At 66.5% G+C, this 15606-nt stretch carries 14 protein-coding genes and 1 pseudogene; 10 read left to right on the top strand and 5 right to left on the bottom strand.

The genetic code is table 11. The annotated features are described in order from the left end of the window. Nucleotides 1–30: 30 nt before the first annotated feature. The 3 genes and pseudogenes from ACV7NQ_RS32125 to ACV7NQ_RS32115 all read right to left on the bottom strand — a co-directional run bounded on the left by ACV7NQ_RS32125 (nt 31) and on the right by ACV7NQ_RS32115 (nt 3272). Complete coding sequence (locus ACV7NQ_RS32125) at nt 31–315, bottom strand: hypothetical protein (protein ID WP_463363006.1); 285 nt, start codon at nt 313–315, stop codon at nt 31–33. Nucleotides 316–661: 346 nt separating this feature from the next. Next, nucleotides 662–1892 (bottom strand): annotated as a pseudogene (locus ACV7NQ_RS32120) (MFS transporter). Between the two features lie 9 nt (nt 1893–1901). Continuing rightward, nucleotides 1902–3272 (bottom strand): FAD-dependent oxidoreductase, encoded by a 1371-nt coding sequence (locus tag ACV7NQ_RS32115; RefSeq protein WP_463363005.1) that lies wholly within the window; start codon nt 3270–3272, stop codon nt 1902–1904. 102 nt (nt 3273–3374) lie between these two features. Between ACV7NQ_RS32115 and ACV7NQ_RS32110 the strand changes: the two genes are divergently transcribed. From ACV7NQ_RS32110 to ACV7NQ_RS32080, 7 genes are all read left to right on the top strand, one after another. After that, nucleotides 3375–4214, top strand: coding sequence for a helix-turn-helix domain-containing GNAT family N-acetyltransferase (locus tag ACV7NQ_RS32110; protein ID WP_463363004.1), 840 nt, complete (start codon nt 3375–3377; stop codon nt 4212–4214). A gap of 230 nt (nt 4215–4444) precedes the next feature. Continuing rightward, a complete protein-coding gene (locus ACV7NQ_RS32105; RefSeq protein WP_463363003.1) occupies nt 4445–4822 on the top strand; it encodes an ArsR/SmtB family transcription factor in 378 nt (125 codons plus the stop codon). Further along, the gene (arsB, locus tag ACV7NQ_RS32100) at nt 4819–5934 is read left to right on the top strand and encodes an ACR3 family arsenite efflux transporter (RefSeq protein ID WP_463363002.1); all 1116 of its coding nucleotides are present in this window, start codon (nt 4819–4821) and stop codon (nt 5932–5934) included. Before ACV7NQ_RS32105 ends, arsB begins: the two co-directional genes overlap by 4 nt. Then, the gene (locus ACV7NQ_RS32095) at nt 5931–6563 is read left to right on the top strand and encodes an arsenate reductase/protein-tyrosine-phosphatase family protein (protein WP_463363001.1); all 633 of its coding nucleotides are present in this window, start codon (nt 5931–5933) and stop codon (nt 6561–6563) included. Before arsB ends, ACV7NQ_RS32095 begins: the two co-directional genes overlap by 4 nt. A gap of 15 nt (nt 6564–6578) precedes the next feature. Further along, a complete protein-coding gene (locus tag ACV7NQ_RS32090) occupies nt 6579–6989 on the top strand; it encodes an arsenate reductase ArsC (protein WP_463363000.1) in 411 nt (136 codons plus the stop codon). 195 nt (nt 6990–7184) lie between these two features. Beyond that, the gene (gene ligD / locus ACV7NQ_RS32085; protein ID WP_463362999.1) at nt 7185–8144 is read left to right on the top strand and encodes a non-homologous end-joining DNA ligase; all 960 of its coding nucleotides are present in this window, start codon (nt 7185–7187) and stop codon (nt 8142–8144) included. After that, entirely contained in the window at nt 8083–8556 is a 474-nt protein-coding gene (locus ACV7NQ_RS32080) for a leucine zipper domain-containing protein (protein ID WP_463365898.1), read from the top strand. The genes ligD and ACV7NQ_RS32080 overlap by 62 nt, the downstream gene beginning before the upstream one ends. Nucleotides 8557–8881: 325 nt before the next feature. On the opposite strand, the gene ACV7NQ_RS32075 is transcribed toward ACV7NQ_RS32080, so the two are convergent. After that, the gene (locus tag ACV7NQ_RS32075) at nt 8882–9520 is read right to left on the bottom strand and encodes a TetR/AcrR family transcriptional regulator (RefSeq protein ID WP_463362998.1); all 639 of its coding nucleotides are present in this window, start codon (nt 9518–9520) and stop codon (nt 8882–8884) included. 224 nt (nt 9521–9744) lie between these two features. Between ACV7NQ_RS32075 and ACV7NQ_RS32070 the strand changes: the two genes are divergently transcribed. Continuing rightward, complete coding sequence (locus ACV7NQ_RS32070; protein ID WP_463362997.1) at nt 9745–10968, top strand: sigma factor-like helix-turn-helix DNA-binding protein; 1224 nt, start codon at nt 9745–9747, stop codon at nt 10966–10968. Nucleotides 10969–11131: 163 nt separating this feature from the next. On the opposite strand, the gene ACV7NQ_RS32065 is transcribed toward ACV7NQ_RS32070, so the two are convergent. Beyond that, nucleotides 11132–11923, bottom strand: a complete 792-nt coding sequence (locus ACV7NQ_RS32065; protein WP_463362996.1) for a DUF4200 domain-containing protein — start codon at nt 11921–11923, stop codon at nt 11132–11134. A gap of 943 nt (nt 11924–12866) precedes the next feature. Here ACV7NQ_RS32065 and ACV7NQ_RS32060 point away from each other — a divergent pair. Together ACV7NQ_RS32060 and ACV7NQ_RS32055 are read left to right on the top strand one after the other, a co-directional pair. Next, nucleotides 12867–14012: a hypothetical protein gene (locus ACV7NQ_RS32060; RefSeq protein WP_463362995.1), complete on the top strand. Its 1146-nt coding sequence runs from the start codon at nt 12867–12869 to the stop codon at nt 14010–14012. A 306-nt stretch (nt 14013–14318) separates the two neighbouring features. Continuing rightward, on the top strand, nt 14319–15527 hold the full coding sequence (locus ACV7NQ_RS32055) for an IS256 family transposase (protein ID WP_463365546.1): 1209 nt from the start codon (nt 14319–14321) through the stop codon (nt 15525–15527). Nucleotides 15528–15606 lie beyond the last annotated feature (79 nt).

Raw genomic sequence — 15606 nt, 5'->3', positions numbered from 1 at the left:
TTTCGTGCCGAGCAGTGGCGGGCGGCACGGCTACCGGCGGACGAATGCGGCGAGGGATCGGGCGAGCAGTTGGTGGTCGGCGTGGTGGCCTTGGCCGTGCAGGACTTCCCGGGTGAGGTCTGGTAGCGCGTCGGCGAGCAGGTCTGCCGCGTCGAGGATGTAGGGGGCGCTGGTGGTGCCCTCCATCAGTTTCGTCGGCGTCGTCACGGCTGTGTATTGGTCGACGGTGGGTGACAGCCCCGATAACACCTGCATGGTTGGTATGAGCGTGGGTGCGTGGGCGACCTTGGACAGCCATAGCGGGTCGTCGCGCACAGCGGCCAGTTCGGCTGGTGAGAAGCCCCCGCTGCCGGGTGTCGCATCCAGCAGTAGCTGCTCGTAATCGCCTGCGGCGATGGCGGTTTCGATGAGTGCGGGGTCGGGGATGGGGTAGGTGACGGGCAGTGGGTTCCGTGGCCTCGGCAGTTCATGACGGCGACCTCGAACTCGTCGGCGAGGTGTCCGGCTAATGGTTGCAGGCTCAGCGCGCTGCCGAGGCCACCGTGGATGACGAGGATCACCGGTCCCGAACCGCGGGTGAGGTAGCTGATGGTGGTGCCATCGGCGGAGGGCACCCCACCGCCGCGCACGAGAGTTTCACTCGGTGGCGAGGTGGTGGGGTTCATGAGTGTTGGTCTTTCCGTGATGGTTTCGGGATGGTTGCCAGTGATAGCGCCGCGGCTATTGCGGCGGCGACGCTGAGGAGAAGGAAGGTGACCGCGTAGCCGCCGACTGCCGAAGCGAGGGCGGTGACGCCGAACGGGGCTAGGGCCATGGTGATGGTCAGTGGTGCGGATAGCAGTCCGGTGAGGTGGCCGTAGTGGGCTGCGCCCCAGCGGTCGGTGATGGCGGTGGCTTGCAGGAGGGTGAATACCCCGCGCGCCATGCCCGCTGCTATCGCGGCGGCGATCAAAGTGGCGGTGGTGGTGAAGATTCCGAGCAGTGCGGTGGTGGCGGCGATGGCGAGCAGGATCACCACGGTGCGAGTACGGGCGCTGGTGCGGGCGGCGAATGCTGAGTAGCCGAGGCGGCTGGCGACCTGCCCGGCGCCGCCGAGGCCGAGGGCGATCGCGGCGAGGCCGGTGTCGAGACCGCGTTCGGTCAACAGCGGCACCAGGGTGACCACGACCGCGAACGAGGCGAAACCGGTGACACTCAACGACATCGCCAACGCCACGAAGGCGCGGCTGCGCACGACGGGGCCGGGATCGGTGAGGTGGGCGTGCTCGGGTTCCGGCGGCCGGGCGCGGCGGCCACGGCAGCCGCAGCCCGAACCAATGTCCCGGCACGGTCACCACCGCGAGTATTACCGTGAGCACCAGATACGTTGCCCGCCAGCCCAGATGCGCCGACAGGGCCGCGGTCAACGGCGCGAACACGGTCGAAGCGAGCCCGGCGGCCAAGGTCAGCACCGTCAACGCGCGGACCCGGTTCGGGCCGTGCCAGCGGGTGAGCGCGGCGAAGGCGGGCGGGTAGAGCACCGCGCCCATCGCGATCCCGGCCAGCAGCCAACCGGTGAAGAACCACACCAGGTTCGGTGCGGCCGCGATCACGACCAGCGCGGGGATGGCCATCAGTGAACCCGCGGTCATCACCCCGCGTGGCCCGTGGTGGTCCAGCCAGCGTCCGACCGGGATTCCGGTCAGGGCGGCGAGGAGTTGTCCGGCCGAGAAGGCGGCGGTCAGCGCGGTCGCCGACCAGCCGGTGGAGGTGGTGATGTGCCCGAGAAGGACGGGAAAGGCGTAGAAGAGGATTCCCCAGCTGGTGATCTCGGTGACGCACAAGATCACCAGGACCCGCCGCAACCCGGTGTCGGTCGCGGCGGGGGCGGGCGGCGCCGAAACGGCTTCCATCGCAGAGGTTCAGCGGCCAGTGGGTGCGGACAGCGTCAGGTCCTGGATCACGACCGGCGCGGACAGCGACAGCTCTTGGGGGCCCGCCGGTGCCGCGCAGCAGCCGCCGCCCGATTCCTCTGTGGGCGCGTCGAACAGACCAGAACCGCCGCACACACCGGTTTCGGGCAGCACCAACTCGACGCGTTCGGCAGCTTCGTGGTCTCCGGCCAGGGCGGCGGCGATGGAGCGGACCTGCTCGTAGCCGGTCATCGCCAGAAACGTCGGGGCGCGACCGTAGCTTTTCATCCCGGCCAGGAACACCCCCGGCTCAGGGTGGGAAAGCTCTTTCACCCCATGCGGATACACAGTCCCGCAGGAGTGGGCGTTCGGGTCGATCAGCGGCGCCAACAAGGTGGGGGCCTGCAAGGTGGAGTCCAGGCCGAGGCGGATCTCCGACAGCCACGACAGCTCAGGACGGAACCCGGTCAACACCACGACCTCATCCACCTCGGTGACAGGCTGTCCGGCGGCGGGCACCAGAACGAGGCAACCATCAGCGCCGGGCTCGACGGTCTGGGTGCGGAACCCGGTGACTACTTTGATGTGTCCGGCCTCGACCGCGGTCTGGGCGCGCAGCCCGATTGCGCCGCGGGCGGGCAGCTGGTCGGCTTGGCCGCCGCCGAAGGTCGAGCCGATCTCCCCGCGCCGCAACAGCCACGAGATCCGGGTGCCCGGATGCTCGTCAGCGAGCCCGGCGAACGCGACCAGCGCGGTGAGCGCCGAATGCCCGCTCCCGGCGACCGCGACATGCTTGCCCGCATACCGGGCCGCGACGTCGGGGTCGCTGAGATCCGGGACCCGGTAGGCGATCCGGTCAGCGGCCGCGGATTCCCCGGCGGCGGGCAGCCCGTCGCCGCCGAGCGGGTTCGGGGCGCTCCACGTGCCCGAGGCGTCGATCACCGCGCCGGCGGTGATCCGTTCCTCGCGGCCGTCGGCGGTGCGGATGTGCACGGTCAACGGTTCGCTGTCGCGCCCGGCATCGACCACCCGGTCGCGGCCTCGCCGGGCGACACCGACCACCTCGACGCTGAAACGGACCCGCTCACCCAGCGCCTCACCCAGCGGCCGCAGGTACCGCGTGACCCAGTCCGCGCCGGTCGGGTAGCCGTCGAGATCCGGTTCCACCCAGCCGGACTCGGCCAGCAGTCCGCGGGCGGCCGGGGCGATCAGCTCGGCCCACCGCGAGAACAGCCGCACATGGTTCCACTGCGCGACCGCGGCTCCGGCGTGCTCACCGCGTTCGAGGACCAGCACCGGCAGGTCGCGGCCGGACAGTTCGGCAGCCGTGGCGAGCCCGATCGGGCCGGCACCGACAACGACAACAGGCAGGGTGTTCATCAGTAACCCTCTTTCATCGATTGGGGTCGATCAACCAATCGAGAGAGTATCGACCGTCATCGATGAATGCAACCATCGATCCAGATCGATACAATCACGGGTATGCCCATCGCGTTGCCTCGTGCCCAGGTCCTGCCCGCAGGGGAGGCCACCACCTACGCCGAGTGGTTCGCCTGCCTGGCCGAGCCGGTGCGGGTGCGGCTGCTCCATGCGGTGGCCACCACCCCGAAGGGGATTACCGTCGGCGCGCTGACCGAGATCCTGGGCACCAGCCAGTCCACCACCTCCCATCATGTCCGCAAACTCGCCGACGTGGGGTTCGTGCGCCTGCACAAGGAGGGCACGGCCACGATCGTCACGATCAACGAGGCCTGCTGCTCGGGTCTGCCGCACGCCGCCGACGCGGTGATGGGGCTGCTGGGTCCGCAGCCGTGCTGCCCCGACGATGTGCCCGCCGACATCACCGTCCGCGCGATGGACGATCAGGACTGGCCCGCGGTGCTGCGGGTCTACGGCGAGGGCATCGCCACCGGCAACGCCACCTTCGAAACCCAGACCCCTACAAAGGATTACCTCGACGGGCATTGGCTGCCCGAGCATCGGTGGGTCGCCGAACGCGACGGCGATGTCGTCGGCTGGGCGGCCGCCGCCGGTGTCTCCGACCGTGACTGCTACGCCGGGGTCGCGGAAACCTCGGTCTACGTCGCCGAGGACCACCGTGGGCGCGGTGTCGGAAAAGCGTTGCTGCGCCACCAGGTCATCGCCGCCGACGAGGTCGGGTTGTGGACGTTGCAGACCTCGATCTTCACCGAGAACCGCGCGTCGCTGGCCCTGCATCACAGCGGCGGATACCGCACCGTCGGCGTGCGTGAACGCATCGCCCAGCGCGAGGGGATCTGGCGCGACACCGTGCTGCTCGAACGCCGCTCACCGGTCCGCTGACCTCGGTGCCGGTCGTTGCCGACCCGCCGCTGTCCACCGCTCCTGATCCGAAGGAGCCGATGCCCGTATGCCCAAGAGCCTGCCGTTGATCGACATGTCCGCCCAGGTCTGCTGTTCCCCGTGGTGGCCGGGCGCGTTGCCGGAAGGGCCTTAAGACGCTCCCTTCGAACGTGACCGTGTTCACCGACCGTTTGCTTGCGCTCAGTATTGATATCAATCAATATAGGTATATGTCGAAGTCGCAGCTTCCGATCATCCCCGTGCAGTCGTGTTCGGCCACGGGGATCGTCCGTGAACCGTTGACCGCGCAGACCGCCGCCGAGTTGGCCGGGGTGTTCAAAGCGTTGTCGGACCCGATGCGGTTGCGGTTGCTGAACTCGATCGCCTCCCGCGAAGGCCAGGAAGCCTGCGTGTGCGATCTGTCGGAGGGGATCGATTTGACTCAGCCGACGATCTCCCATCACCTCAAGGTGCTGCGCGAGGCCGGACTGCTCACCAGCGAACGCCGCGCCTCCTGGGTGTACTACCGGGTGGTTCCTGAAGCACTGCAACGACTCTCGGACATGCTGCTGGTCGAAAGCGGCGCCGCGACGAGAGCGAACGCATGAGCACCGACACCACCACCGCCGAACACGGCGTCGTTGCGAAACTGTCGACCCTCGACCGGTTCCTGCCGGTGTGGATCGGTGTCGCCATGGCCGCCGGGCTCCTACTTGGCCGCCTGATTCCCGGCCTGGGGGATGCGGTGAGCGCGGTCGAGATCGACGGCATTTCCCTGCCGATCGCGATTGGCCTGCTGATCATGATGTACCCGGTGCTGGCGAAGGTGCGTTACGACCGCCTCGACTCCGTCACCGGCGACCGCAAACTCCTGATCGGTTCGCTGGTGTTGAACTGGGTGCTCGGTCCCGCGTTGATGTTCGCGTTGGCGTGGCTGCTGCTGCCAGATCTGCCGGAGTACCGGACCGGGTTGATCATTGTCGGGTTGGCGCGCTGCATCGCGATGGTGATCATCTGGAACGACCTGGCCTGCGGCGACCGCGAAGCCGCCGCCGTGCTTGTGGCGCTGAACTCGGTGTTCCAGGTGATCATGTTCGCCGTGCTCGGCTGGTTCTACCTGTCGGTGCTGCCCGGCTGGCTGGGCCTGGAACAAACCACCATCGCAACCTCGCCATGGCAAATCGCGAAATCGGTGCTGATCTTCCTCGGAATCCCGCTGCTGGCAGGCTTCCTGACCCGCCGCCTCGGCGAACGCACCAGGGGCCGCGACTGGTACGAGTCCACCCTGCTGCCGCGGATCGGGCCTTGGGCGCTGTACGGGTTGCTGTTCACGATCGTGATCCTGTTCGCCCTGCAAGGCAAACAGATCACCTCCCAACCCCTTGACGTGGTCCGGATCGCGATCCCGCTGCTGGCCTACTTCGCGATCATGTGGGGCGGCGGGTATCTCCTCGGCGCTGTCCTGGGCCTCGGCTACGAGCGCACCACCACGCTGGCGTTCACCGCCGCGGGCAACAACTTCGAACTCGCCATCGCCGTCGCGATCGCCACCTACGGCGCCGCCTCCGGCCAAGCACTGGCCGGGGTCGTAGGACCACTGATCGAAGTCCCCGTCCTCGTCGGCCTGGTCTATGTGTCACTGGCACTGCGCAACCGATTCCGCCCCACCACCGGGGCACCCGCTGCTATCGCCGCCGAGGAAGGGGCTCGGCAGCGGTGACCACGCCACCTTCTGTGCTGTTCGTCTGCGTCAAGAACGGCGGCAAATCCCAGATGGCCGCCGGACTGATGCGCCACGCCGCCCAGGGCCTCGTCGAGGTCCACTCCGCAGGCACCGAACCCGGAACCGACATCAACGCCCTGTCGGCGCAATCGCTGCTGGCCGAACGCTTCGCCCGCCAACGCCTGCATGCGTTGGCGAAGGTCGAGGGCAAAGCCCACACCGGCAAACCCACCGTGCTGTTCCTGTGCACGCACAACGCCGGACGCTCCCAGATGGCGTTGGGGTTCTTCACCCACCTCGCCGGCGACCGCGCGGTGGCCTGGTCCGGTGGCAGCGAACCCGGCGACGAGATCAACACTGCGGCCATCGAGGCCATGGCCGAAGTCGGCATCGACATCACCACCGAGTACCCCAAGCCGTGGACCGAGGAGATCCTGCAAGCGGCAGACGTCATCATCACCATGGGCTGCGGCGACGCCTGCCCGCTCTACCCCGGCCGCCGCTACGAGGAATGGGATCTCGACGACCCCGCCGGACTCGACGTCGCCGCGATCCGTCCCATCCGCGAGGAAATCGAAACCCTCGTCCGTCACCTGCTCGCCGAACTCGACATCCCGACCAGCTGAAAGGCACTGCCGCCCATGGTTTCCGAGCCCAGCGTTTTGTTCGTCTGCGTCCACAACGCCGGACGCTCCCAGATGGCCGCCGGATTCCTCACCCACCTCGCCGGTGATGCGATCGAGGTCCGCTCCGCGGGCAGCGCGCCCGCCGAGTCGATCAATCCCGCCGCGGTCGAGGCTATGGCCGAAGTCGGCATCGACATCTCCGACCAGACACCCAAGATCCTCACCTTCGACGCCGTCGAGACCTCCGACGTCGTGATCACGATGGGCTGCGGCGACACCTGCCCCATCTTCCCCGGCGTCAGCTACCGAGACTGGGTACTCGAGGACCCTGCGGGCAAGGGCGTGGAGTCGGTGCGCCCGATCCGCGACGAAATCAAGACTCGTGTCGAGGCACTGGTTGCTGAGCTGCTGCCGACCCACGCCTGACCGCGATCCCGCCGCCCCGCCCAAGCCGCGCACGCTGTGGAGCACGGGTTGCGTGGCTATCGCTGCGACTGGCCATCTATCGCTACCCGACCACATCGCCTGAAATCCCGATCGGTGCTCCAGATCGACCCATCTCCTCGGTAACAACTAAAACCTGTCGTCACATGTATCGATAGCTAGAGATACGCTGGCGAAGTGGTGGCAGTACCGGCGCCGATGCTGGCCGTCGCAGGGCGGCCGCCGGATGCTGCTGCCTGGGCGATCGAGATGAAGTGGGACGGCGTCCGCGCCATAGTCATCTGCGACGGCGCGAATTGCCGCCTGTACAGCAGAAATCGTCGTGATGTCACCGGTTCCTATCCTGAGCTTGCTGCCGCGATTGCCGAATCGGCGCGGGGTCGGAAGTTGATTCTGGATGGTGAGGTGATCGCGCAAACCCCTTCTGGCACACCTTCGTTCGGTTTGCTGCAACATCGCATACATACTGTGCGCCCGAGCCGGCAGTTGATCGCGGCGGTCCCGGTGCAGCTTTATGCGTTCGACGTCTTGGCCGTCGGCGCCGAGGACACCACCGCGGTGCCCTACCTCGCGCGCCGGGCTCGCCTGGATGAGCTCGGGCTGGCGGGTGGCCTGGTGAGCATGCCGCCGCATTGGCTGGAGGTGCAGGCCGATCGGATGATCGAGGTGGCCCGCAACCATCACCTCGAAGGCATCGTGTCCAAGGAAATCGACTCGGCCTACCATCCCGGCCGCCGGTCACCGGTGTGGATCAAGACCCCGATCCGCAAGACCACGGAGGCGATCGTGGCCGGGTCGACGCCGGGGGCCGGGATGATGTCCTCGACGTTCGGGTCGCTGGTGCTGGGTGCCCATGATCAGGGCGGCCGGCTGGTCCACATCGGCAACGTCGGCACGGGATTCACGCTGGCCGCCCGCCGCAGCTTGCGCACCCGCCTCGATGAACTTGCCGCCGCGGGGAGCCCGTTCGACGTTGCTGCTGGTGGTTGCGCCGACATCGGTGTCGTGCGCTGGGTGCGGCCGGAGCTGATCGGCGACATCGAATACCGCGAGTACACCGGCGAAGGACTACGCCATCCCAGCTGGCGAGGGCTGCGCACCGACAAAGGACCCGACGAGATCAGTCTGCCGAGCTAGTCGCAGCCGAGGCAGGAGCATCTCCCGCCGCTACCTGGCCAAGTGGTACGGGCGCTGGCGCGAGCACGGCGACGCCGGACTGCTCGATCGGTCCTCGGCGCCGAACCACAGCCCACAGCCAGCACAGCATGGGCGAGCGGCCCGGGCCCGACTTCCTTCCGGCGTCCTTGCCTCGTCTCTCGAGCGGCAGGTGACCAAACCGCCCGCCGGGCGCGCGCCGCGGAAACGCACTACCCCCGCCGACGTTGGACGTCCGACCAGAACCTGCCCTGCCGTCGCATGCCCGCGGCACGGTTCGAGTGAATCATCCGAGCGCCGGGGTCACGCTCGCGCTACTTCCATTCGAAGCCCCGGCCTTCGGACTTGCCGCTCTCGTCGACCTGCCACTCGAACACGATGGCGATCCCGTTGAGAACGTCGAGGTGACATGGACCCCACAGAGAGTGCCGGAGGACTGATCGGTCACCTCCTGACGCGGCCCCTGACCCTCATCGGGCAACACCCTCGTGCCGGTCGTCTGTCCAGTGGATTCGCCCACCTGTTCACCAAGCATGTCGAGCCTCCTACCCGTCGTCTCCGCTTGTGGTGGATGCTTTTGCATCCTCGCGATGCCCGACCGGGCGGTGACGAGCGCTACTACGTCCGTGCCAGTGGCGCGACTGGGCGGCCGGGCGGCAGCCTTCGCTACATCCGCACCAGAGTTGCGCTGGTTGCGCAATCGCTCCGTCTCAGAGCTGTTAGCCCAATCCCTGACTCGACGTTGAACCAAACGGGGTCGCGACGGCTGTACCCAGCAGCGCGACTCCGGCGCGGAGGGTATCCGCGGGAATGTCATCGACGAGGTGGCGCATGACAAGGAGGCCATGCATCAAGGAAAAGAGGGTCGCGGCAACAGCTTTGGTATCCGCGTCGAGTGGGATGTATTCGTTGTCGCGCCAGTAGCCGGCCAGTTCGGCGACGCGATCCATGGTGTCGAGATACAGCGCCTGAATACGTTTGTGGAGTACCTCATCGCGCAGTGCTTCCGCCCATCCCTGCAGCACCAGACGGGTCATGTCGTAGTCGGGGTTGCCGGTCGTGGTGCGCAGGTCGGCGACGAGTAGCTCCAGCGTTTCGGCCGGGGTGGGACACGGATCACGCGCGAGCAGGTCTGCGAAGATCGCGCTCACCCGTCCCACGCCCTGTTCGGCGGTGGCGTGGATGATCTCCTCTTTGCTGCGGAAGTAGCGGTAGACCGCGCTGGACGACATCCCGGTCTCAGCGATCACGGTGTCCATCGACGTCACGTGAAACCCGTCCCGCGAAAAGCACCTCCAGGCACTGGTGAGGATGTGCTGACGGCGCTGGGCTCGCGTGTTCTCGCTGAGTCGTGGCACGGTGCGAGACTAAACGAGAACGATCGGTTGCGCTATTGCAAATCTGTGGATTGATTTACGGTGCGTGCGATCCATGACTCCTTCGGAATGGATCCGAGCGTGTGATCCAGCGGGGCGGCAAAAACGTGGCCATGCCCCATCGGATGGCAACCGGCGGGAATGTCGGTGGGCGGAGCTAGGCTTCGCGCGTTGGGTTGTGGAGCCGAGGTAGGGGGTTTGCCGCGTTGACGACGGAACCGGATGTTGCTGGTGAATCGGCGGATGTGGTCGACCGGTATGGGGCGGAGCTCGAGGTCGACGATATTCAGGGGGATGTGTCGCTCGGGCTCGAAGAGGTCAATGAACTGCTGGGTGAGTTGATCGAGATGCATGGGGATCGGCGGCGGCGGGGCGCGGAGATAGTCGGGTTTCGGCTGGGGGTGAGTGGCGAGCGGCCGGAGACGTTGGCGCGGATCGGGGCGCGATACGACTTGTCGCGGGACCGGATTCGGCAGTTGCATACGCGGGCGGTGGGGCAGATTCTGCGGGACGCGCTGTTGAGTGGGCATCGGGCGGCGGCGGTGTTTGCGCGGCGGTATCCGATCGGGTCTCGGGATCAGCAGTTGGTCCGGGCGTTGTTGGTCGAGACATATGCGACGGACACCGACATCGTGGCCAATGAGTTGGCGTACCTGAAATTGCGGCTGGCGGGGCATGCCGGGGAGGACGCCAAACGCGTTGCCGGGTTTGTGATGCAGCGGATCATGGCGTGGCAGAAGAGGACGAATCGGCGGTTGGCGAAGCTGCACAATGCCGAGCCGTTGGCGACGAGTGAGGTGAATTCGTGGCTGGGGCAGGTTGATTGGCCCGGATCGGGAGCTCCTGGTCCCCTACCTCTGGAGTCCGCTCGGACGGTCGATGGCGATGACGACGGCCGCGGCCGGTTCTATCTGGACAAGGTCGGTCGTGATGTCGCGTTCGACTCCGGGCTGGAGGCTCGCCTGCTGCGGACGCTGAATGCGAGCGACCTCGTCGAAACGTTTCAGGAACAGCCGAGCGCCGTTGGATACGAGATCGATGGAGAGCAGCGGGTCTCCTACCCGAGCATCGTCGCGCGGTTGGCCGATGGGCGGGTGGTGCTGATCGATGTGGAACCGCTCGGACATGTCGGCTTTCACATCAATCGGGTGAAGTCCGCCGCGGGACGCGCGTACGCGCACGCCCACGGTTGGGGCTGGGTCGTCTGGACCGGGAGCCAGGTCGGGATCCCGGATCTGCTCGGGCGGACGGTCGATTCGCAGGCCGAAGGTCTGTTGCGGGAGCTGGTCGAGCGTGGGCCGGTCTACTGGCCCGCCATGCAGCAGGTGCGTATGGAGACCGAGCTCGAACTGCTCGACTTAATCACGCTGGTGCTGCGTCACGAATGGCGCTGGGACCGTGCGCCGTTCACGTTGACGGCTGCGCGCTGAGGGTCGTTGCGCTTGTCCTGGATGACGGGTCGACCCTATCGATCAGCGGAACGAGGACTTCGATAACGACAGCTGCCCGATCGCGGCAAAAGGCATTCCGGGATGCCTACGGTTGGCCGAGATGACAGGGCGCCGCAGTGGATTCGCCGGCGAGGGCTGATCCTCAACGCACCACCATTGCCCCGGCCACGAACGTGACGATCAGCATCATTGCGCAGCACGTGACCAGTTGCCACTGGCTGATGCTTTGTTGCAGATTTACGATGGTGGCGCGCAGGCTGGTGTCGACGCGGTTGTGGTCGGCGAGTTTGCGGTGGGCTTCGGCCAGCGAGTCGGCGTGTTCCTGGGTGGATTCCTCGGCGCGCACCAAGCGAGCGGAGAGTCTCATGATCTGCTTTTGCTTGTCCCGCAAGGACTTCCGGGACAGCGCCAGGGTGGTGCGCTGATTGACCAGCTCTTGGCGTTGGCGGGCGATGACGCTGGCCTGCGTTCTGGTGTGGTGTTCCCAGTCGGTCACGGTTGCCCATCCTCCTGTCATCAGGTCGCGGTAGCCCCAAGCGATGTCGCCCGCAACCCAGCCCTGAAGAAAGTCACGCAGTTCGAACGGTTCGCGCTGTGGAACCGCCACCGCGCTGTGCTTGGCATCCAACATGCCGAGGTCTATCAGGTAGTCGCAGGCAGGCGGCGCGAAATCGGCGATACCGAGCGCGGGCAGATGCGCGACCCAATAGCCCGGCGCGCACAGCCACAGCACGCCGTCGCAGCCGACCCCGTGCAGCCGCGTCGTATGCTGCTGCGCCGACTCGCGATCCAGCGGCCCGCTGCGTACCTCGATGGCGAACTGCCGGTCGCCGATCCGGCAGTAGATGTCGACCGGGATGTCCCCGACCCGCTGGTCCACTTCGGCTTCATCCGCGCCGTCCGCGAGCAACCGCGCGGCCAGCCAATACTTCAACCGCCGGATATTCCATTGCGCCTCGGCACATTCGGGGCACCGGCACGCGTATCCGGCTTCATCCCGTGCCGTGGCGGCAACCCGCGCCTGCGTACCAGAAACCCGGCCATCGGACACACGACCGTCCGATAGGCCCAACTCGGCGAGCATCGCCCGACGCCCACAAGCAATCTCTGCTCGTTGCTTCGTTCTCACGCGACCACTCCCCTGCCCAAAACACCACCGCAGATCTGGCGACCTACGCCATAGATCAAGAGTGCGTCAGACTCCCGACGCCCGCCAGCCCCCTTTACCCCGCGCTCGGGTGTGCCGCAATCGGAGAACCACTCCCAACCGGGCGATGTGCGATGCGTCACAAGGGTTTTCGTAGCGACATCCGGGACGATCACCACATAAATTACAGTGGATTGACAATTGCGGCCATTCCGCGACGCGGCCGGGGCAGTAACGACCGGTCACCCACCGGACATCAAAGTTCATGCGAGGGCGGCATGTCCGCGTGCCAAACTTTTCGCACGCATCCGCGCATCGGGCCCGCGCGTACACCTCTCGCGCAGGCCGAACTCGTTGTGGCCACTCGACGTCGTCGCCCGCTTCGACCCGGTCTTCTATCGGCGATCACCACCGAAGCGGTTGCCCTGGACGGCGGGTAGCTGGTTCAGTGTGACCGGAAGTGCCGCAGGCGTTGGTCTCTCGTCCGGTCCACGTCTTACCCGCCACCCCGGACACAGGCACCACGATGCTGTGATCGCCGCTCGATCTCGACCTGTTCGTCGCTGTCGTGACTGCCCGGGGCAGCGGGTGGCGGTGCGACGGCATCCAGAAACGAAAGTGCCACTGCTCGCTCATCTCTGGTGCCTCGAACCGCAGAGATACCGGTCGGCGGATAGAATCGGCCGGCCACGGGCGGAGTTCGGGCAACTACGGGGAAGAAGGTATTGGAATGGACCACGGCGAGCAGGGTGGCGACTCGATCGGCGCACTCTTGTCGAGCCTCGCGACGACCCTGCGTGAGGTCAGCGACAAGCTGGATGCTGTGGCCGCCCGCGTGGACGATGATCGCGACGAGAGCGACGTGGTCGAGCGCCTGGCGAAGCTGGAGGCGTGGGCTTTCCGTGCCGGAGACGATATTTCCAAATTGGACACCCGGTTGGAACAGGTCGAATCCGGCGTCACCCCGAGTGCCAAGAAGCCCGAATCCGGCAGCGGTGGACTCGACGCGGGCCGTTCGTCGACGCTGCCGTCGCGGGCGGAACGCCGCGAAGCGGGCACGCTCGCCACCCGTAACGACCGGACGGCGACCCCAAGCGCCTCCCGCGAAACCTCTGCGGCCGCAACGCGCAACGAGCCAGCGTCTAAGCCCCGGCTCGACCCCCCGACACCCGCGTTCGGCAACGGACGTCTCCAAGCCCCCGCGCCCACACCGCCGAACGAGCCCAACTCCATCACGCCGCGCAATCCGCGAGTCGAATCCCAGACGCCCAGTTTCCGCAACGAACACCTCGAACCCTTCGGACCCGCAACGCACAGCGACCCCCGCAACACCAGGGTCGAACCGACAGCGACCCCCTTCGGTAACGAACGTCCGGAACCCGCCGCCCCGAACCCCCGCAGCGAATGGCTGGAAGCCACACCGACCACCGAATTCCCCGAACCTGCCGCGCCCCGCAGCAATGAACGCCTCACTCCCCCCGCTCCGAGCTGGGCCGACTACAGCACCCCCACCAGCAACGGCCGCCTCGAATCCCCCAGCACCACAACCCAAAACGACTACAACACCGGATCCACCAACGGCCGAGCCGACTACACCACGACGGGCACGACCAACGGCCGCCTAGAAACCCCGGCAACCACCCGCCCCGAATCCGGCATGACCGCCCCGCGCGACAACCGCGAAGAAAACACCCCCATCCCCCCCGGCGCCCACCGCGCCACCACCGGCGAAGACACCTCCCACGTCGACAAACTCCAAGCAATGCTCGACGAACTAAAACGCAACGGCCCCTTCGGCGCCCGCTCCGAACCAACCCACACCCCCGGCGAAATGCCTGGCATCGACCCACATTTCGCGGTCCGAACCGAAGGATAAGCACGTCAGGCTGCGCCTGATGGTCGAACACCGTCGGGGTGTGGAATCGATTGTGGGACAAGGCTTTGCAGACGCTGCCGCAGCAAGGGTCCACGGACAGAATGCGCAGGCGCTCATCACCGCGGCCCTCGAACTTCTCCGATGACAATCTGAACTCATAGCCTCGGACACCTGGCAGCAGATCCGGGACTGTAAGAACAACGGTGTAACTCTGAACGGAGATGCACCACGATGACTGATGTGATCGAGCGTGAGACCGAGGCCGGTTCGGCCCGTGAGGTTTTCGATGAGGCGCGGCTGCGGGAGATGGTCGATCAGGCCCGCGCCGACGGGCTGCAGCTGACCGGCGAGGGCGGCCTGCTGGCGAAGCTGACCAAGCTGGTGGTGGAGTCCGCGCTGGAGGGCGAGATGGACGACCATCTCGGCTACGCCAAGCACGACCCGACCGGCCGCGGAAACGGTAACTCCCGCAACGGGCGGCGCGCGAAGACGGTGCTGACCGAGGCCGGGCCGGTCGAGGTCGAGGTGCCCCGCGACCGTGCCGGCAGTTTCGAGCCGAAGATCGTGGCCAAGCGGCAGCGGCGGCTCAGCGGCGTCGACGAGCTGGTGATCTCGTTGTCGGCCAAGGGGTTGACCACCGGCGAGATTTCCGCGCACTTGGCCGAGGTGTACGGGGCGGAGGTCTCCAAGCAGACCATCTCCACGATCACCGACCGTGTGGTCGAGGGCATGGCCGAGTGGCAGAACCGGCCGCTGGACACGGTGTATCCGGTGGTGTTTGTTGACGTCATCAACGTCAAGATCCGCGACGGTAACGTGGCGAACCGGCCCATCTACGTCGCGTTGGCGGTGACCTGCGACGGCACTCGCGAGGTGCTGGGATTGTGGGCCGGCGAGCACGGCGACGGCGAGGGCGCCAAGTACTGGCTGCGGGTGCTGACCGAGCTGAAGAACCGCGGCGTGAACGACGTGCTCATGCTCGTCTGCGACGGTCTCAAGGGCCTGCCCGAGGTCGTCGGGCAAGTGTGGCCGCAGACCATTGTGCAGACCTGCGTGGTCCACCTGTTGCGGGCCAGTTTCCGTTACGCCTCCCGCAAGGACTGGGCCGCGATCGCCAAGGACCTGAAACCGGTGTATTCGGCTGCGTCCGAGCAGGATGCACTGGACCGGTTCGCCGGATTCAGCGACAAGTGGGAGAAACGCTATCCCGCGATCATCCGGCTGTGGACGAACTCGTGGGCCGAGTTCGTGCCATTCCTGCAGTTCGATAAGGCCATCCGCACCCTGATCTGCACCACGAACGCCATCGAGAGCCTGAACTCGCGGATCCGCCGGGCTGTCAACGCCCGCGGGCACTTCCCCAACGAGCAGGCCGCCCTGAAATGCGTCTACCTGGCCATCATGAGCCTCGACCCCACCGGCAAGGGCCAGAAACGCTGGTCCAACCGGTGGAAGGACGCACTCAACGCCTTCGACATCACCTTCGACGGACGCTTGTCCGCCGGACGAAAGTAACTGTCAATCAACCACTTACACCGTTAACTTGACAGTCCCGCAGATCCGCGCCGCCCTGTCGGTCGAACTGGGCGAGACC

This window comes from Nocardia sp. Tas62D01 (assembly GCF_055232035.1).
The sequence above is the reverse complement of the archived record's forward strand: the minus strand, read 5'-3'. Positions and strand labels throughout refer to the sequence as shown.

Excerpts from the sequence above, each read along its gene's own strand:
- ACV7NQ_RS32115 (WP_463363005.1), bottom strand. The coding sequence starts at position 3,272 with ATGAACACCCTGCCTGTTGTCGTTGTCGGTGCCGGCCCGATCGGGCTC.
- ACV7NQ_RS32110 (WP_463363004.1), top strand. The coding sequence starts at position 3,375 with ATGCCCATCGCGTTGCCTCGTGCCCAGGTCCTGCCCGCAGGGGAGGCC.
- ACV7NQ_RS32105 (WP_463363003.1), top strand. The coding sequence starts at position 4,445 with ATGTCGAAGTCGCAGCTTCCGATCATCCCCGTGCAGTCGTGTTCGGCC.
- arsB (WP_463363002.1), top strand. The coding sequence starts at position 4,819 with ATGAGCACCGACACCACCACCGCCGAACACGGCGTCGTTGCGAAACTG.
- ACV7NQ_RS32090 (WP_463363000.1), top strand. The coding sequence starts at position 6,579 with ATGGTTTCCGAGCCCAGCGTTTTGTTCGTCTGCGTCCACAACGCCGGA.
- ACV7NQ_RS32060 (WP_463362995.1), top strand. The coding sequence starts at position 12,867 with ATGGACCACGGCGAGCAGGGTGGCGACTCGATCGGCGCACTCTTGTCG.
- ACV7NQ_RS32055 (WP_463365546.1), top strand. The coding sequence starts at position 14,319 with ATGGTCGATCAGGCCCGCGCCGACGGGCTGCAGCTGACCGGCGAGGGC.